We start from the raw sequence: 17,523 nt of genomic DNA, 5'->3' as shown, positions 1-17,523 counted from the left end.
AATACAGAACGTATAATTACAGAAAAGCCCGAACCTACCTAGGTTCGGGCTTTCTCATGGACGCTAAGTGTGCCGCTTAGTGCGTATCGGAATGCGTGTTGTTGGTCTTCTTGCAGCAGTCGGGCAGGCGGTCGTAGGCGCGGGCGTCGGCGGTTTTGTCGTCGGCATCGTAGCCGGTGCGCTGCACGGCGGTGCGCAGCGCTTCTGGCGTAGTCTTGTCGGGGCGGTACGTGACGGTGAGCAGCTTGCTGGAAACATCCAGGTTGGCGGCTTGCACGCCTTTCTCGTAGGCCAAGGACTTCTCAAGGCGCGCTTTGCACATGTCGCACACGGCCGAGGTTTTAAACTGCACTTGCTCGGTAGCACCTTTGGCTTTCGCCTTAGCAACATCCTGAGCCTGAGCAGCCGACACGGTGAAAAGCATGGCCACGGCCAACAGGAAAGATGAGAGCGTTTTCATGAAGAAAGGGGGTTAAGAAGAAGCTAGGTTGCTTTTGCCTGAAAGGCGACCCGGCAAAGATGAAACAACGGAGGAGTTAAAAAATTCGGATTCGCTACTCTATTTTGAAGCGCAACCCCGCATAAGTCAGCCGGCCATAGGTGGGACCCCACACCATCGCCGCGTCGAAATCGGGGCCGAATGGCTGCGCGGCGCCCGTGATGGGGTTGCGCTGCCGGTAGTTGGTCAGGTTCTCGACGCCCGCGTAAAGCTCTATGCGCTTGAAGGCGCGGGTGAACTGGACGTTGAGCAGCGCAAAGCGCGGCGTGAGCGGCAGCGTGTTGTCGGTGAGGCTGTGCTGATGAGCGCCTGGGTGCGGCGCCAGCGGCCGCTGCCCGTACCACTGCACCGTGAAGTCGCCGCGCCACTTGTCGAAGGCCGACGCATACCCTAGGTTTACAAATGCCCGGTGCGGCACCGTGAGCGGCCTCGGCAAAAGCAGACCATTGTAGTCGGTGCGCACATCGAGGTATTTGTAGGCAGCTTTGGCCTGCAAGCCCTTGAGGGGCTCCACCTGTACTTCGGCCTGGAAGCTGCGCGAGAAGGACTTGCCACCCGGAGCTAGGTTACTGATGATGAGCTGACTAGGATCGGTATAAGAATCCGCCACCATCTGGTTCTGAAACCAAGTATAGTAGTAGTCCGTCACGAACGTAGCCTGCCGTCCCGCCAAGGTGAAGTACTGCGTGAAGCTGCCGCCCACGTTCCAGGCGCGCTCCGGCCGCAGGTTTTGGTCAATCACGAAGGTGCGCGAGCTAACCAGCATCCCGATGTTATCGGCAATCGGATTAGCGACCCGGAAGCCCCGCCCGGCCGCCCCGCGCAGAATGGTGCTGGGTGTCAGGTCGTACTTGGCATTGAGCCGCGGCGTGAGCACCCAGCCGTACAGGTTGTGGCGGTCGAGGCGCAGCCCACCAACCACAGTGAGGTTGCGGGCATTCTGGTACGTATACTCGGCAAAAGCACCCGGCACCCGCTCAAAACGGTTGCGATGCTCGCGCTGATATTGCTGGTCTGGCGTTTCATTTACGTAGGTAAAACCCTGACGCAGCACCTCGCGGTAGTCGTCGTGGAGGTAGCTCAGGCCCACGCGGTACGTGTGCGCCGTTGTCCCGATGATGCTCTGAAACATCATGGTAGCCAGGCCTGTGCGCTGTGTGCCGTCGTAGGTACGCACGCCGTATTGCGAGTCAAAGGCGTGGCTGGTGCCCGTGAGCATCAAGCCAATACTCTGGTAGGGGCGGCCTGGCCAGGTGTAGCTGGTCTTGCTGTAGCCCGTGTAGCGGTCGGTGGTGAGCGTAGTGCCGTAGTAGCCGGCCGCATTGCTCTCCCGAAAACCTACCTGCCCGCCTTGCCGCGTTTCGCGCAAAGCACCTAGGCCTAGTTCACTCACTATGCCTTTGCCCGACTTGTATTTCCACTTGTTGAACAGGTTGTACTGCGTGGCCAGAGGCAGATCCAGAAAGCCATCCTTGTTGCGGTCGACGCGGTTGCCGAGGTGGTCGTTGTGCAGCAACACGGCCGTGCTCACCTTGGGCGAAACCTGGGCCGATAAGTTCAGATTCAGGTCGAATTTACCTAGGTCGTTGGCGTACGCGTTGAACAGGAGCCGGTCTGTCTTTTCCGGTTCCTTCAAGCGCACGTTCACCTGCCCCGAAATGCTCTCGTAGCCATTCACCACCGAGCCCATACCCTTGATAATGTCGATGCCCTCAATCCAGGTACCTGACAGATAACCAAGGCGGTACGGCGTGGCAAGGCCGCGCAAAGCGGGCAGGTTATCAACCGTCAGCAGCGAATACGCGCCGTCTAGGCCTAGCAATTGAATCTGCTTGGCGCCCGATACGGCATCGGTGGTAGAAACCTCCACCGAAGCGTTCGTCTCGAAGCTTTCGGCCAGGTTGCAGCACGCCGATTTGGTCAGGTCGCGGCTCGTGATAACCTGCGTGTTGGTAGGCGTCAGGGCCGAGTAGCTCTGCGTGCGGCCTTCCACCTTCACCTCACCTAGCTCGGCCGTGCGCCGTAGCGCTACTCGCACATAGGAGCTGGTGCTGAGAGAGATAGTGTCGGCCTGATAGCCTAGAAAATTGATAATTAATTGGTCGGCGGCACCAGCGGGCCGCACCAGGGTAAAGGAGCCAGTTTGGTCGGTGGTCGTTGCGCCGTCGGCGGTGCCGCGCCAGCGCACTACCGCGCCCGGCAGCGGCGCCGCGGAAGCAGCATCCGTCACCTGCCCGCGCACCGGGGCCATTGCCCCCGATTGAGCCAAGGCGGCATAGCGGCTGCTTAGCCAAACGCCAAGCGTGAGCACAGCCATGCGCCCGAAAGAAAGATTCATGTTGTCAATAAGTTAGGGTGATTTCCGAAGAGAAACAGGCTAGCCTCGTGAATGCACGAAACGGCCGTTGCTCGCGTGAGCAACTTCAGGAAACCCTACTAGATGACGAGGGTGCAGACGAACGCCAGCAGCGTGCGGCCGGCGCGGGGTGGGGGCGAGCTATCCGAAGCATGCCACGGCGCGGCTTGCGCCACCGAAGGCGCCGTCGGTACCAGAGGCCAGGCGGTGGTAGGTAGCCAAGCCCCTGTGAAATCCGGCACCAGGCTTTTGACCAAACTCACAGCCGACGAAGAGGCATCGAGTTTGTGGAAGTGCGCTTTAAAGTCGCAGCAGGCACCTTTGAGGTGGGCGCTGGTTGAGTGCTTCGGGGTTTGCGCCGCAGTCGGGCAGCCGTGGTGCGGCGTGCTGAAGATGACCGCCGTGGTGGTGTGGCCGCTCTGGCTACAGGTATGGCGCAGCACCGTCAGCCCCACCGAAGCGGTGAGGACCAGCAGGGCCAAAAAGCCACTGAACAGCCGGTGAGCAAGCGGACGTTTCACAGCCACAAAGATACGCACGACCGACCAATGACATGTGCAGAATAGCGCATCGGCAGGTGCGGAATTTAGACCTAGGTCAGCGCAAGCTAGAGTTGAGATTTTATTCTCGTAGCTAAGTGGACATGAGGATGTAGTTCTGCTTGTAGTTAATCTTAGTATATAATAGTCTATAAACTGTGAGGCATTGCTAAGAAAGCTATGGTATTGTTGTATTCCAGAGTAGGAAAATTTTATTATTCTCAGACAGATACTTGCCCACTGTTTTCGTTGGTAGTTTATCCACTTGCTACCACTTTTTATCAAACCTAGGTTTTACAGCTGGTAAAAACCGCTTTTAGGAGCTTTTTGACTGCCTTTCGGAGTGGTGGTAGAAAATGGTAAATCGTGGTGGGCTTTTCGGGGGCAATGAGTACTTTTGCTATTATCCCTCACCTGAGCCCACCCGGCATGAATCTTCTCTCTGGCGAATACGAGTGCAAGCTGGACCCGAAAGGGCGCTTGGTGCTGCCCGCCAAGGTGAAGGCAAGTCTGCCGCAGGAGACAGGCAACCAGCTTGTACTGGTGCGCGGGTTTGAGCCCTGCCTGGTTTTGTACCCTAGCTCGTCGTGGCGCGTGATTCACGACAAGGTGATGGCCCTGGATGAGTTCAACGAGGAGTATCGGCAGTTTCAGCGCAACTTCTTCCGCGGCATGACCGAGGTAGAGCTTGATACGATTGGGCGCTTTATGCTGCCGCGCACCATGCTGCGCTACGCCGGTATCGAGAAGGAAGCCATCATCGTGGGCCTGGGCAACCGCTGCGAAATCTGGGACCCGGAGCGCTACGATGCCTTCCTGATCAAAGACCAGAAAAGCTTCTCGCAGCTGGCCCAGAAGTTTCTTTCCACCGATATGCCGCTCGGCGGCTCCGCTGCCGCATGAGCGATTACCTCAACGATACCGCCTATCATCGGCCCGTGATGCTGGCCGAGTGTCTGGAAGGGCTAGCCTTGCAGCCGGAAGGGCGCTACGTGGATGTGACCTTCGGCGGGGGCGGCCATTCGGCCCGGCTGCTGGAGCGCCTCACCACCGGCCATCTCTACAGCTTTGACCAGGATGCCGATGCCGAGCGTGAAGCGGCTAAGCTAGCCCGGCCGCAGTTTACGTTTATCCGCGCCAACTTCCGCGACCTGCACCAGGAACTGGCCCGCCTCGGTGCGCTGCCCGTCGATGGTTTGTTGGCCGACCTAGGTGTGTCATCGCACCAGTTTGATACGCCGGAGCGCGGCTTCAGCACCCGTTTCGACGGGCCGCTGGACATGCGCATGGACCCGGAAGGCCCGCAAACCGCCGCCGACCTGATCAACGACTACGACGAGGCGGCCTTGCACCGCATCTTCGGCATGTACGGGGAAGTGACGAACGCCCGCACTCTCGCCAAAGCCGTCGTGATGGCGCGGCGCGGGCGGCAAATCAGCACTATTGGGGAATTGAAGCAGGCCATTGCCAGCTGCATGCCCCGCGGCAAGGAGAACAAGTACCTGGCCCAAGTATTTCAGGCTCTGCGCATTGAGGTGAACGACGAAATGAGCGCCTTGCAGGACATGCTTCAGCAAACGGCGCAAGTGCTGCGGCCCGGCGGCCGACTGGTGGTGATGAGCTATCATTCGCTCGAAGACCGGCTGGTGAAGAACTTCATGGCCAAAGGCAAGTTCTTCGGCGAAGCCGAAAAAGATTTTTACGGACATACGCACACTCCCTTCGAAGTCATCACGCGCAAGCCTATCGAAGCTTCGGCGGCGGAAGTGGCCGCAAACAGCCGCGCCCGCAGCGCCAAGCTGCGGATAGCAGTTAAAACAATGAACAATTAAGAATGAGCAATGAACAATGATCTTCAAAAGTCGGCTGTGAAACAGCAGCGAAGATTGGCTTTGACTCAAGCTATCCAGCCTGCTGAGCTTCGGTACTTGGTCTCTGTTGATTGCTAATTGCTCACTGCACATTGAAAAAACTTATGGCTCTGAATACCATCAAACCACCTGTTACGAAGCCCCGCGCGAATGTGCCGCGCGAGGTAGTAGCCGTTGTGCCGGAGCCGGTGCATCAGCCCGCCCCCGAGCCGACGCCAAAGCCGGAGCCAAAATCTGCGCCCGAGCCCCGGCCGGAGCGCGAGCCGCGTAGCTCCTGGAGCGTGTTCACGCTGCTCGACCGCCTGACCCGGATGGATGGGCTGTTTCGGGAGGGTTTGCCGGTGCGCTACCTGCCGCATGTGCTGTTCATTATGTTTCTGACGCTGGTGTACATCGGCAACACACACTACGCGTACCGCATGAACCGTAATATCCAGAAGATCAAGTTGGAGACAGAAGATTTGCGCGCTGACTATACCACGCTATCAGCCGACTACATGGAGGCTAGCAAGCAGAGCGAGGTGGCCCGCAAAGTGGCGGCTTATGGCTTAGTGGAAAGCTCCTCGCCGCCTTTCCGCATCAGCGTGCCGGCCGGTCGCCTGGATGAAGCTTCCCTGGACATGGTGCCCCTGCTGACGGCCGATTCAATTGCTGCCAGAGCCAGGGCTGATTCATTGGCCACCGTAGCGCCGCCGGCCGATGCTACCATCACCGAGGCCGGGCCGCCCGCGCCTACCGCCGATGTTATCGACGTCGATCAGCCGGAAACTACTACCACTCACTCATCCAATCATTCCGCAGCTCATGGTAATGAAAGGAAACGTTAAGAAGGCGATTGTCACGCGCGTACGCCTAGCTTTCCTAGGTGTCTGCCTGTTTTCGGCGGCCATTATCTGGAAGGTGTCGCGCATTCAATTTAAGGAAGGGGAGAAGTGGCGCGCCCTGGAGCAGGAGCGCCGGGTGGTGTACCAACCGGTGTTCGCCACGCGCGGCAACATCCTGGCCGACGACGGCAAGAGTATGATGGCCACCTCGCTGCCGTTCTACCGGGTGGCCTGGGACCCGAGCGTGGTAGATGAAAAGGTCTTCCGCGGGGGCGTCGATTCGTTGGCGCTGCTGCTGTCGCGCTTCTTCGGTGACCGTTCGCAGCAGGAATACCGTCGGCGCTTAGTAAATGCCAAGCGGGCGAAGAATCCGGGCCTGCGATATCTGCGCCTCAACTCGCGGCAGATCAATTATCAGGAGAAAAAGATGCTTTCCGCGTGGCCTATTTTTCGGGCCGGTAAGAACAAAGGCGGCGTTATTTTCGAGAAAGTAGACAAGCGCTTCCGGCCGTTTGGCGGGCTGGCGCAGCGCACCGTTGGTTTCCTGAACGAAGATAAGAATGGTGCAGGTCTGGAGTTTACCTACAACCGCTACCTGGCTGGCAAAGACGGCGAAGCGCTGTTTGAGCGCCTGCCCGGCGGCAATAAACCGATTTACGACGGCACCGAAGTAAAGCCCCAACCCGGCTACGACATCCAGACAACGCTGGACATTAACCTGCAAGACGTAGCCGAGAATGCGCTTTATAAGTCGTTGGTGCAGAACGATGCCCAATATGGCTGCGTGATTCTGATGGAAGTGCAGACCGGCGAAATCAAGGCGGTGGCAAACCTAGGTAAGGTGGCCGACGGCGTGTACCGCGAAGACTATAACTACGCCTTCGCCGACCAAGGGCGCACCGAGCCGGGCTCAACGTTCAAGCTAGCTTCCATGATGGCGCTGTTTGAAGAGAACCCCAGTATTCAGCTCGACGATACGGTGAACACCGGCCGCTCCGGCTCGATGCGCATTGGTGGCGCGGTGAAAACCGATACGCACGCCTACGGCAAGATTTCGGTGAAGCAAGTGGTGGAAGTTTCTTCCAACATCGGGGTGGCCGTGCTCACTGACCGGGAGTTCAACAAAAAGCCCGAGCGCTACGCCGAGTATCTGAAGAAGTTTGGCCTGAATAAGCCCCTCGGTTTTCAGATGTCTGGTGAAGCTAGGCCTTACATTAAAGATCCTACGGACCGCTCGTGGAGTCGTACGTCGCTCACTACCATGTGCATCGGCTACGAGCTGAAGCTAGCTCCCTTGCAGACGCTGGCCTTCTACAACTCCATCGCCAACAACGGTGTGAAGGTACAGCCGATGATTGTGAAGGAAATCAAGCAGAATGGGCAGGTGCTGGAACACTACGAGCCGAAAGTGCTGATTCCGAAAATCTGCTCTGACGAAACGCTGACGAAGCTGCGCGCCATGCTGGAAGGCGTGGTGGTAGAAGGTACTGCCCGTGCTATCCGCACACCCGACTACTCGATTGCGGGTAAAACCGGTACGGCCTGGAAATTTAAAAACGGGCAGTACACCAAAATGTACTCCACCAGCTTCTGCGGCTATTTCCCGGCTAATAAGCCCAAGTACAGCTGCATTGTAGTGGTCGATTCGCCGAAGCGCGGCAACTGGTCGGGGGCGCAGGTAGCGGCACCGATTTTCCGCGAAGTGGCCGATAAAGCCATGGCCCGCGACGCCGCCAGCCAACGGCCGCTGCTGGCACGCGCTCCGGTGAACAAGTCGCACGTACCGATGGTGAAAGCCGGGATGCAGGACGAGCTGATGGAAGTGTGCCAACAGCTAGGTGTCAGCACTCACTCGCGGGCCGAGGGCGACGACTGGGTACGGGCTACTACTTCATCCGACTCCGGCGCGAAGTCGCTGACGTGGCAGTCGGCAGCTGTTCGGCCGGGTCGCGTGCCGAACGTACAAGGTCTGACGCTACGGGATGCCCTGTTTCTGCTCGAAAACCGCGGGCTGCGGGTGCGTGCCCTAGGTACCGGCCGCGTACAGCGGCAGTCGATAGCAGCCGGGAGTCCCGTTCGACGTGGTTCCGTGGTTATGCTGGAACTGGCGCCCATTGGGTCGACGCCCACCATCGTAATTCCGACCACGCCGCCTGCGGAGACTCCGGCGCACCTAGCTGGTAATAAGTTAGTAATGCCCTCGATGGAGGCTAGTGCTAAGACGGCCGCGAAACCTTCGCCTAAGTCAAAAGCTCCAAAGCAACTCACCGTACAGACGCCGCTGTCAAAAGCAAAAGCCTAATAATAGAGCTATTAGCTACTGGCTGATAGCAATTGCCTGAAAGCTAACAGCTTCAAAATAACCTTCACTCGTCTTGTCTACCATACCACCCATCACCCGCCCACTTTCCGATTTGCTGGCCGCTGTCACGGTGCTGGAGCAGCATGGACCGGCGGAGGCCCTCGTCAGTGGCCTCACGCTCGACTCGCGCCAGGCCGCGCCGGAGCTAGCCTTCTTCGCTCTGCGCGGGGTCCAAACCGATGGGCATCAGTTTATTGCGAAAGCTGTAGCGCAGGGTGCGGCGGTAGTCGTTTGTGAGGAAGTGCCAGCTGATCTAGCCTCCGGCACAACCTACGTGCGGGTGCCGGACAGCGCCGAAGCTATGGCTCACATGGCCGCGGCTTTCTACGATCATCCTTCCAAGAAACTCAAGCTGGTAGGCGTGACCGGCACCAATGGCAAAACCACCTGTGCCACGCTGCTGCACAAGCTGTTCCGGGAGCTAGGTTACCACGTAGGCCTACTGAGCACGGTACAAAACCAGATTGACGAGGAGGTAGTACCCGCTACGCACACTACCCCCGATGCCATCCGCCTGAATGCCTTGCTGGCGCAAATGGTGCAGGCGGGTTGCACGCACACCTTTATGGAGGTCAGCTCGCATGCCGTGGTGCAGCACCGCGTGACAGGGTTGCAGTTTGCGGGCGGTATTTTCACCAATCTCACCCACGACCACCTCGACTATCACGGCACGTTCGATGAGTACCTGAAGGCCAAAAAGGGCTTCTTCGATAGCCTGCGCAAAACGGCGTTTGCCCTCACCAACGCCGACGACAAGCGCGGCATGGTAATGCTGCAAAACACCGCCGCCCGCCGCGAAACGTACTCGCTGCGAAGCCTGGCTACTTTCCGCGCCCGGCTCGTGGAAAACGCGGTGCACGGCCTCCACCTCGAAATCAACGGCCAGGATGTGCAGTTTCGCCTTATTGGCGTATTCAACGCCTACAACCTGCTGGCCGTGTATGGGGCCGCCGTGCTGCTGGGCGAAGACGCAACCGAGGTACTCACGATTCTGTCGGGGCTGACGTCGGCGCCGGGCCGCTTCGAGCCAACGGTATCGGCGAAAACCCGCGTGACCGGCATTGTCGACTACGCGCACACGCCCGACGCGCTGGAAAATGTGCTTAGCACCATCGCACAGATTCGGCAGCCTAGCCAGCAGGTGATTACGGTAGTAGGCTGCGGCGGCAACCGCGACGCCGCGAAGCGGCCCATCATGGCCGACCTGGCTGTGAAAGGCTCCAACCGCGTGGTGCTCACCTCCGACAATCCGCGCTTCGAAGACCCAAACGACATTCTGGCCCAGATGCAGGCCGGCGTGGCGGCCCAAGACCTAGGTAAGGTGCTCACCATTCCAGATCGGCGCGAGGCTATCAAAACGGCGTGTGCTTTGGCCCAACCCGGCGACATTGTGCTGGTAGCGGGCAAGGGCCACGAAACCTACCAGGAGATAAAAGGCGTCCGGACAAGCTTCGACGACAAACAGGTTTTGCAGGAAATGTTCGATTTACTAGGGAAATAATTCGCCGACCTAGCCAAAAACCCTTAAAAAGACAACAGTTGACCGCAATCCAAAAAACGGAATCTTTGCAGTTTGGAATAATCTCAACTGCTACCTGCTGACCGCTGCGCCCATGCTTTATTACCTTTTCACGTACCTCTACAAACACTATCACATCCCGGGCGCGGGTGTGTTTCAGTTTATTTCGTTTCGGGCCGCCATGGCGGTTATTACCTCGCTGCTCATTGCGCAGGTTTTCGGCAAAAATCTAATTCGCATTCTCCAGCGCAAGCAGGTGGGAGAGAGTATCCGCGACCTAGGTTTGCAGGGCCAGATGGAGAAGAAAGGCACGCCCACGATGGGCGGCCTCATCATCTTGCTCGCCATCCTGGTACCCGTGCTGCTGTTTGCCAAGCTCGATAATATCTACATCGTCTTGATGATACTGAGCACAATCTGGCTAGGTCTGATCGGCTTCCTCGACGATTATATTAAGGTAGTAAAGAAGGATAAGGAAGGTCTCGCGGGCCGCTTCAAGGTGCTCGGTCAGGTGGGCCTAGGTATTACGGTTGGCTGGGTGCTGTTTTTCTCGAACGACGTTACGGTTCGTCAATACCTATTGCCCAGCGGCCAGCTCTCGGCCGTGGATGCCAGCACGGTGTACCAGGACGTGAAGCTGATGATTACGACTATCCCCTTCGCCAAGAACAACGAGCTAAACTACGGCAACCTGTTCCAATACGCAGGGCCATATTTCAACGGGCTCTACAGCTTCCTCTACATTCCCATTGTCATTCTCATCATCACGGCCGTCAGCAACGGCGCCAACATCACCGACGGCTTGGATGGCCTAGCGGCTGGCACTTCGGCCATCATTGGTATCACGCTGGCAATTTTTGCTTTCGTGAGTGGTAACTCGATTCTGGCTGATTATCTGGATATTATGTATATCCCCAACTCCGGGGAGCTGGTGATTTTCTGTACCGCCTTTGTCGGGGCTTGTGTCGGATTTCTCTGGTACAACAGCTATCCGGCCCAGGTATTTATGGGCGACACCGGCTCGCTGGCCATCGGCGGCATCATCGCGGTGCTGGCTCTGATTGTGCGCAAAGAGCTGCTGATTCCGATTCTGTGCGGGGTGTTTTTGATTGAAAACCTGTCGGTAATGGTGCAGGTCAGCTACTTCAAATACACGAAACGGAAGTACGGCGAGGGTCGCCGCTTGCTGCGCATGTCGCCCTTGCACCACCACTACCAAAAGCTAGGTTATCACGAGTCCAAAATCGTGTCGCGCTTCTGGATTGTGGGGATCATGCTGGCGGTATTAACGCTTGTGACTTTAAAACTACGCTAATGGTTTTTAGCCCGCAGAAGACGCAGTGTTTAACGCAGAGGGCGCTGAGTCGTTCTAGAACAGCCTCTGCGTCTTCTGCGAAATCACTGCGCCCTCTGCGGGCTAAAAACTTCTGAACGATAAATATGAAGATTATAATCCTAGGTGCGGCCGAAAGTGGAGTAGGAGCGGCGCTGCTGGCGCAGGCGAAAGGCCACGACGTGTTCGTGTCCGACCGCAGCCCGATCCAGCCTATATATAAGGAGAAGCTAACCAAAGCCGGTATCCGCTTCGAGGAAAATATGCACACGCTGGACGAGATTCTGACGGCTGACGAAGTCATCAAAAGTCCCGGTATTCCGGAGAAAGCGCCTGTCATTCAAGCTTTGCGCGAAAAGCAGATTCCGATTATTTCCGAAATCGAGTTTGCCGGCCGCTACACGCAGGCCAAGTGCATCTGCATCACGGGTACGAACGGCAAAACCACAACTACGCTGCTCACCTATCACTTGCTCAAAGAAGCAGGATACAAGGTGGGCCTGGCGGGCAACGTGGGTTATTCCCTGGCTGAGCAAGTACTGGAAGACAAGCACGAGTACTACGTGGTGGAGCTAAGCAGCTTCCAGCTCGATGATACTTACGAGTTCCGGCCCTGGATTGCGGTGCTGCTCAACATCACGCCCGATCACCTCGACCGCTACGGCTACTCGATGGAGAGCTATGCCCAGGCCAAGTTGCGCATCGCCAAGAACCTAGATGGAGCAGAGGACTTCTTCATCTACAACGCCGACGATGCGGTGATTCAGAAGTACTTCCAGGCCGTGTTCTGCGAAGCAACGTTATTGCCCTTCAGTCTGCACAAGCGTCCCGATTACCAACTGGCAGGCTATTACTGCGCCGAGCAGGAGCTATGCCTGCCCATGTCGGCCGTACGCACCGACGACGATGTGCATTTGAGTACGGCCGCGTCGTCGCTTATCGGCCAGCACAATCGTCAGAATACCCTGGCTGCTGTGCTGGCGGCCCGCGCTGCCGGCGTGCAGCCAGCGATGATAGAAGTGGCCCTAGGTACCTTCCGTAACGCCGACCACCGCCTCCAACCTGTGGGGGAAATAAACGGCGCTCGTTTTATCAACGATTCTAAAGCAACCAACGTGGAAGCCGCGTGGTATGCGCTGGACGGCATTAAGCAGCCTATTATCTGGATTGCCGGCGGCACCGACAAGGGCAACGATTATACCTCACTGATTTCCCTAGCCAAGGCCCGTGTGAAGGCGCTTATTTGCCTGGGAGTAGATAATGAAAAGCTGAAGGCGTCGTTCGGCGAGGTAGTGCCGCATTTGGAGGAAACGCAAAGCGTGGAAACCGCCGTGCGCCGTGCCGTCGAGCTAGCCCAGCCCGGCGATGTAGTGTTGCTCTCGCCCGCCTGCGCCAGCTTCGATTTATTTAAAAATTACGAAGACCGTGGGCGGCAATTCGCGGCAGCAGTAGAAGCAGTAGCCGAGGAGCGAAGTAGTGAAGCAAGTCATCGAGCTTAATTCTCTGTTCGTCACTCCTTATTTAATTAGTCACTCAGCCACTCTGTCATTCTATGGAACCCGTCAAACTCTGGCTGCAACGCAACCTCAAAGGTGACCCAGTTTTGTGGGGCATCGTGCTGCTGTTTTCATTTATCAGTATTGCGGTGGTGTACTCGGCCACGGGCACGCTGGCGTACAAGAAGATGGGCGGCAACACGGAGTACTTCCTCTTCAAGCACACGGGTCTGATCCTGGTAGGCTTGGTGTTCATGTGGGGAGCCCACCGCATCGACTACCGCTACTACTCGCGCCTGTCGCTGTACGCGCTGCTGCTGTCGGTGCCGCTGCTGCTGTTCACGTTCTTCTTCGGCGGCACCACCCTCAACGACGCTTCCCGCTGGCTGACTATCCCAATCATCAACCAAACCTTTCAACCCTCCGACCTAGCTAAGCTAGCTCTCATTGCGCACTTAGCCAGTATGTTGAGCCGCCGCCAGCAGCACGTGCAGGACTTCAAAACGACGCTGCTGCCCGTGATGCTGTGGGTCGGATTGATCTGCGGCATCATCATCATGAGTAACGCCTCTACGGCGCTGCTGTTGTTCGTGACGTGCCTGCTGCTGATGTTTATCGGGCGCGTGCCGCTGAAGCAGATGGTCGTGATGGTCGCCATTGGTTTGGTAGTAGGCGGGGTAGGCCTAGCTTCGGGACAGCGCTACAAAACGGTAGTGAGCCGCATATCAAGCTTCACCGACAAGTCGAAGCCAGTGCCGTTTCAGCTGGAACATAGCTATATTGCTATCGCAACGGGCGGCCTAACGGGGAAGGGACCAGGCAAGAGCACCGAGCGTAACATCTTGCCGCACCCGTACTCCGACTTTATTTACGCCGTGATTATTGAGGAGTACGGTATGACGGGCGGTGCTTTCGTGCTGTTCCTATATCTGGCTTTTCTCTATCGAGGGCTAAAAACGGTGATGAACAGCGCCGGGGCCTTCGGTGGACTGCTCTCGGCGGGGCTGAGTTTTAGCTTAGTCTTACAAGCAATGGTAAACATGGGCGTGGCCGTCGGCCTAGGTCCGATTACGGGTCTGCCCTTGCCGCTGCTGAGTATGGGCGGTACTTCGCTGATCTTCACAGGCATCAGCATCGGGATTATCCTGAGCGTGAGCCGTGGCGAGATGGAAGTACGCCCTATGACGGATCAGCCCAGCGATACGCCGCGCATTCCGAAGAAAACCGCATACGCTTAGCTAGCTTTACTGTCGAGCTTTGCGTATTGCCTAGCAACTAAGTAGGCATTCGCTCTTACTTGATTTAAGAACCAGGAAGCAGTACCAGCCAAACTCCGTTGAAACCACCCGTTCAACATTTCCACCCACCCATGCCTGCGTCTACATTTAACCAGAAAGCTGCCACTTCTCTCAGGCCTTACCGCGTCATTATCAGTGGTGGCGGCACGGGCGGGCATATTTTTCCGGCAGTAGCTATAGCCAACGAACTGCGCCGCCGTCAGCCGGAAGCGGAGATTCTGTTTGTGGGCGCTAACGGTCGGATGGAAATGACGCGAGTGCCGGAGGCGGGCTATGAAATTGTAGGGCTCGACATCAGCGGCTTGCAACGCCGTCTGACGCCGCAGAACCTGCTGTTTCCGGTGCGGGTATTCCGGAGCGTGCGCAAAGCGGGTAAGCTGGTCGAAAGTTTCCGCCCCGATGCGGTAGTTGGGGTAGGCGGCTATGCCTCCGCGCCGGTGTTGCTGGCCGCTACTTCGCGGGGCATTCCGTCGCTCATTCAAGAGCAGAACTCCTACGCAGGGCTCGTTAATAAGCTGCTCAGCCGCCGAGTCGACCGTATCTGTGTGGCCTACGAAGGCATGGAAAAGTTCTTCCCCGCCGCTAAACTCGTGCTGACGGGCAACCCCGTTCGGACGGAAATTGCGGGTGGTGATCGAGCGGAAGCGTTACAATTTTTTGGGCTTTCGCCTGAAAAGCAAACGCTGCTGGTGGTGGGTGGGAGCCTAGGTGCGCGCACCCTGAATCAAGCCACAGCGGCGGCGCTGTCGCGTTTGCGCGAAGCCGGCGTGCAGCTAATCTGGCAAACCGGCAAATTGTATTATCCCGAAGCCCAGCAACAGGCCGCCGGATACGCTGAAGCTGGACTGAAAGCGCTGGAGTTTGTGAAGCGCATGGACCTCGCTTACGCCGCGGCCGACGTGGTCATCTCTCGCGCTGGAGCGTTGTCGGTATCGGAGTTGTGCCTGACGGGCAAACCTAGCATTCTGGTGCCGTCGCCCAACGTTGCCGAAGATCATCAAACCAAAAATGCCTTGGCTTTGGTAGAGCGCGAGGCGGCCATCTTGGTTACCGATGCCGAAGCTCCTGCCAAGCTCTACGACCAAGCCCTAACCTTGCTTGCTAACCCGGGCCGCCAGCAGCAGCTCAGCCAGAACGTGCGCCGCCTTGCGCACCCCGATGCCACAACGGTGATTGTGGATGAACTCTTAGCCCTGATGGACCGCGCATGAATCCGGTAGCAGCCTTCCCTTACGTCTACTTCCTGGGTATCGGTGGCATTGGTATGTCGGCGCTGGCGCGTTGGTTTAAAGTCAACGGCCACCAGGTCAGTGGCTACGACAAGACCTGTACGCCACTCACGGAGGCTTTGGCTGCCGAAGGAATCATCGTGCACTACGAGGATGCCGTGGAGAATATTCCGGCGGAGGTGCGCACTAATCGGGCGCAAACGCTGGTGGTGCTCACGCCCGCTATTCCCGCTAACCATCAGGAATGGGCGTGGCTGCGCGAAAATGGCTACGATATCCGTAAGCGGAGTCAGGTGCTAGGTCTGCTTACGGCCGGGCAACGCACCATTGCCGTAGCCGGTACGCACGGCAAAACCACTACCTCATCGATGGTGGCGCACTTGCTTCACCACGCGAGCGTGCCGTGTGCGGCTTTTCTAGGTGGCATTGCTGTGAACCTAGGTTCCAACCTGCTATTGCCACCCAAAACAGAAGGCGAGCTGTTGGCCAATGTTCCGGTGGTAGTAGAAGCCGACGAATACGACCGCAGCTTCCTCACGCTGCACCCCGATGTGGCCATCGTGACTAGCACCGATGCCGACCACCTTGATATTTACGGCAATAAAGACGCCTTGGTAGAATCGTTCCGGCAATTTGTAAGTCAGATCAAGCCGGGTGGCATGTTGCTGCTCAACCACACCGCTGACCCTAGCTTGGCTGATGCCGTGCCCACTGGGGTGCGCGTGGTTCGCTATGGCCTAGATGCCGCGCAGGCCACCGACTTGTACGCAACCAACATCACGGCCCAAGGTCATCAGTTCCGCTTCAACCTGCACGCGCCACTCGGAGATGTGGCCGATTTAGAGCTGGCAGTACCTGGCTACCACAATGTGGAAAATATGTTGGCTGCTGCTTGCGTAGCCCAACTTGAAGGTGTTCAAGAAGATAAGCTTCGAACAGCCGTAGCAGCCTACAAAGGCGTGAAACGTAGGTTCGAATTTATCGTAACAGCGGGCCGGAAAGTATATGTAGATGACTATGCTCACCACCCGCGCGAAATAGAGGCGTTCTTACGTTCTCTGCGGGCGCTCTACCCCAAGCAGCGCCTCCGAGTGGTGTTTCAACCGCACCTGTTTACCCGTACCCGCGACTTTGCGCCCGGCTTTGCCGAAAGCCTGAGCCTGGCCGACGAAGTAGTGATGCTGGATATTTACCCGGCTCGGGAGCTACCTATTGCGGGGGTGACGTCGGATATGATTCTTTCGCAGGTGACGGCTCCGCGCAAAACCTTGCAAACCAAGGAGCAAGTGCTGGCTGCCGCTAAAACCGACACCGACTTTGACGTGCTAGCTACTGTTGGCGCGGGCGACATTGACCAATTAGTACCACAATTAAGGAGTATTTTAACCGAGCGCTGGAATGGAGCTGAAGCGTAAAGCCAACAACCTGATTTTCGCGACGGTGTGCTTAGTCTTGCTCACCGGGCTAGCTGTGTTTGCCGGCGTTCGGCAGGCAAGCCGGCCCGTGGGCAGCGTCATCGTGACCATCAGCAACGAATTCAACAACTACTTCATCAGCGAAAAGGAAGTAACGGCCCTGCTGACCCGCAACGGCCAGCAGCCGTTGGTAGGGGCTAGCCCGGATGACCTAGACTTGAAAGCACTGGAGGCGCGCCTAAAAGCACACAGCTTCGTGAAGGATGCGCAGGTGTACCGCGACCTAGCTGGCAACCTGCACGCCGATGTCCGCCAGAACCGCCCGATAGCCCGTCTCACCCACGCTGATACACGCCTCGACAGCTACCTCGACACGGAAGGCCAGCAGCTGCCGTTGTCGCCTTTGTTTACCGCCCGGGTGGTGCCGGTGCTGCGGGAGGGCAATGCGCCGTTGCAGGCTGGATTTTTTCGGGATTCCACCGGGCAGCGCTACCTCGAATTACTTCGCTATATTGATGAGCATCCGTTCTGGCGGGCGCAGGTGGCGGAGGTATTTATCGGGCCCAACGGTAAGGTTTCGTTCACCCAGCAAGTCGGTGACCAACGTGTTGAATTCGGCTTTCCAGATAATATTTCAGAAAAATTCGCGAAACTAATGGTATTTTACCGGCAAATTCCGCCGGCCCTGGGTTGGGACACGTACCACCGTGTCAACGTTGAATTCAAGGACCAGATCATTTGCGAATAACCGTACTGTACCTGCGACGCGCCTCGTTGCGTTT

The 17,523-nt window shown here is 57.5% G+C and carries 14 protein-coding genes; 11 read left to right on the top strand and 3 right to left on the bottom strand.

The genetic code is table 11. The features are described 5' to 3' along the window. Nucleotides 1–76 precede the first annotated feature (76 nt). From IEX74_RS16485 to IEX74_RS16475, 3 genes are all read right to left on the bottom strand, one after another. Nucleotides 77–460 (bottom strand): heavy-metal-associated domain-containing protein, encoded by a 384-nt coding sequence (locus IEX74_RS16485; RefSeq protein ID WP_188815118.1) that lies wholly within the window; start codon nucleotides 458–460, stop codon nucleotides 77–79. A 94-nt stretch (nucleotides 461–554) separates the two neighbouring features. Then, complete coding sequence (locus IEX74_RS16480; protein WP_229755336.1) at nucleotides 555–2,837, bottom strand: TonB-dependent receptor; 2,283 nt, start codon at nucleotides 2,835–2,837, stop codon at nucleotides 555–557. Between the two features lie 98 nt (nucleotides 2,838–2,935). Further along, complete coding sequence (locus IEX74_RS16475; RefSeq protein WP_188815117.1) at nucleotides 2,936–3,376, bottom strand: HYC_CC_PP family protein; 441 nt, start codon at nucleotides 3,374–3,376, stop codon at nucleotides 2,936–2,938. 447 nt (nucleotides 3,377–3,823) lie between these two features. Here IEX74_RS16475 and mraZ point away from each other — a divergent pair, with 447 nt between their 5' ends. The 11 genes from mraZ (at nucleotide 3,824) to IEX74_RS16420 (ending at nucleotide 17,489) form a co-directional block, all read left to right on the top strand. Next, a complete protein-coding gene (gene mraZ / locus IEX74_RS16470; protein ID WP_188815116.1) occupies nucleotides 3,824–4,297 on the top strand; it encodes a division/cell wall cluster transcriptional repressor MraZ in 474 nt (157 codons plus the stop codon). After that, complete coding sequence (rsmH, locus tag IEX74_RS16465) at nucleotides 4,294–5,226, top strand: 16S rRNA (cytosine(1402)-N(4))-methyltransferase RsmH (RefSeq protein WP_188815115.1); 933 nt, start codon at nucleotides 4,294–4,296, stop codon at nucleotides 5,224–5,226. Before mraZ ends, rsmH begins: the two co-directional genes overlap by 4 nt. A 143-nt stretch (nucleotides 5,227–5,369) precedes the next feature. Then, on the top strand, nucleotides 5,370–6,092 hold the full coding sequence (locus IEX74_RS23275; RefSeq protein ID WP_229755335.1) for an FtsL-like putative cell division protein: 723 nt from the start codon (nucleotides 5,370–5,372) through the stop codon (nucleotides 6,090–6,092). Then, nucleotides 6,076–8,391 carry a PASTA domain-containing penicillin-binding protein gene (locus IEX74_RS16455; protein ID WP_188815114.1) on the top strand — a complete coding sequence of 772 codons (2,316 nt, stop codon included), beginning with the start codon at nucleotides 6,076–6,078 and terminating at the stop codon, nucleotides 8,389–8,391. The genes IEX74_RS23275 and IEX74_RS16455 overlap by 17 nt, the downstream gene beginning before the upstream one ends. Nucleotides 8,392–8,464: 73 nt before the next feature. After that, nucleotides 8,465–9,952 (top strand): UDP-N-acetylmuramoyl-L-alanyl-D-glutamate--2,6-diaminopimelate ligase, encoded by a 1,488-nt coding sequence (locus IEX74_RS16450; RefSeq protein ID WP_373285584.1) that lies wholly within the window; start codon nucleotides 8,465–8,467, stop codon nucleotides 9,950–9,952. A gap of 112 nt (nucleotides 9,953–10,064) precedes the next feature. After that, nucleotides 10,065–11,285 (top strand): phospho-N-acetylmuramoyl-pentapeptide-transferase, encoded by a 1,221-nt coding sequence (gene mraY / locus IEX74_RS16445; protein WP_188815113.1) that lies wholly within the window; start codon nucleotides 10,065–10,067, stop codon nucleotides 11,283–11,285. 125 nt (nucleotides 11,286–11,410) lie between these two features. Beyond that, the gene (gene murD / locus IEX74_RS16440; RefSeq protein ID WP_188815112.1) at nucleotides 11,411–12,802 is read left to right on the top strand and encodes a UDP-N-acetylmuramoyl-L-alanine--D-glutamate ligase; all 1,392 of its coding nucleotides are present in this window, start codon (nucleotides 11,411–11,413) and stop codon (nucleotides 12,800–12,802) included. 53 nt (nucleotides 12,803–12,855) lie between these two features. Further along, a complete protein-coding gene (locus IEX74_RS16435; RefSeq protein ID WP_188815111.1) occupies nucleotides 12,856–14,037 on the top strand; it encodes an FtsW/RodA/SpoVE family cell cycle protein in 1,182 nt (393 codons plus the stop codon). Nucleotides 14,038–14,168: 131 nt separating this feature from the next. Then, a complete protein-coding gene (murG, locus tag IEX74_RS16430; RefSeq protein ID WP_188815110.1) occupies nucleotides 14,169–15,308 on the top strand; it encodes an undecaprenyldiphospho-muramoylpentapeptide beta-N-acetylglucosaminyltransferase in 1,140 nt (379 codons plus the stop codon). Continuing rightward, nucleotides 15,305–16,741, top strand: a complete 1,437-nt coding sequence (gene murC / locus IEX74_RS16425) for a UDP-N-acetylmuramate--L-alanine ligase (RefSeq protein WP_188815109.1) — start codon at nucleotides 15,305–15,307, stop codon at nucleotides 16,739–16,741. The genes murG and murC overlap by 4 nt, the downstream gene beginning before the upstream one ends. After that, on the top strand, nucleotides 16,725–17,489 hold the full coding sequence (locus IEX74_RS16420; RefSeq protein ID WP_188815108.1) for a cell division protein FtsQ/DivIB: 765 nt from the start codon (nucleotides 16,725–16,727) through the stop codon (nucleotides 17,487–17,489). The genes murC and IEX74_RS16420 overlap by 17 nt, the downstream gene beginning before the upstream one ends. Nucleotides 17,490–17,523 lie beyond the last annotated feature (34 nt).

The sequence above is a fragment of the Hymenobacter cavernae genome (genome assembly GCF_014641455.1).
GTDB classification, from domain to species: Bacteria; Bacteroidota; Bacteroidia; order Cytophagales; family Hymenobacteraceae; genus Hymenobacter; species Hymenobacter cavernae.
The sequence above is the reverse complement of the archived record's forward strand: the minus strand, read 5'-3'. Positions and strand labels throughout refer to the sequence as shown.

Coding starts and splice junctions, on each gene's coding strand:
- IEX74_RS16485 (WP_188815118.1), bottom strand. CDS start 460: ATGAAAACGCTCTCATCTTTCCTGTTGGCCGTGGCCATGCTTTTCACC.
- IEX74_RS16480 (WP_229755336.1), bottom strand. CDS start 2,837: ATGAATCTTTCTTTCGGGCGCATGGCTGTGCTCACGCTTGGCGTTTGG.
- mraZ (WP_188815116.1), top strand. CDS start 3,824: ATGAATCTTCTCTCTGGCGAATACGAGTGCAAGCTGGACCCGAAAGGG.
- rsmH (WP_188815115.1), top strand. CDS start 4,294: ATGAGCGATTACCTCAACGATACCGCCTATCATCGGCCCGTGATGCTG.
- IEX74_RS23275 (WP_229755335.1), top strand. CDS start 5,370: ATGGCTCTGAATACCATCAAACCACCTGTTACGAAGCCCCGCGCGAAT.
- IEX74_RS16455 (WP_188815114.1), top strand. CDS start 6,076: ATGAAAGGAAACGTTAAGAAGGCGATTGTCACGCGCGTACGCCTAGCT.
- mraY (WP_188815113.1), top strand. CDS start 10,065: ATGCTTTATTACCTTTTCACGTACCTCTACAAACACTATCACATCCCG.
- murD (WP_188815112.1), top strand. CDS start 11,411: ATGAAGATTATAATCCTAGGTGCGGCCGAAAGTGGAGTAGGAGCGGCG.
- IEX74_RS16435 (WP_188815111.1), top strand. CDS start 12,856: ATGGAACCCGTCAAACTCTGGCTGCAACGCAACCTCAAAGGTGACCCA.
- murG (WP_188815110.1), top strand. CDS start 14,169: ATGCCTGCGTCTACATTTAACCAGAAAGCTGCCACTTCTCTCAGGCCT.
- murC (WP_188815109.1), top strand. CDS start 15,305: ATGAATCCGGTAGCAGCCTTCCCTTACGTCTACTTCCTGGGTATCGGT.
- IEX74_RS16420 (WP_188815108.1), top strand. CDS start 16,725: ATGGAGCTGAAGCGTAAAGCCAACAACCTGATTTTCGCGACGGTGTGC.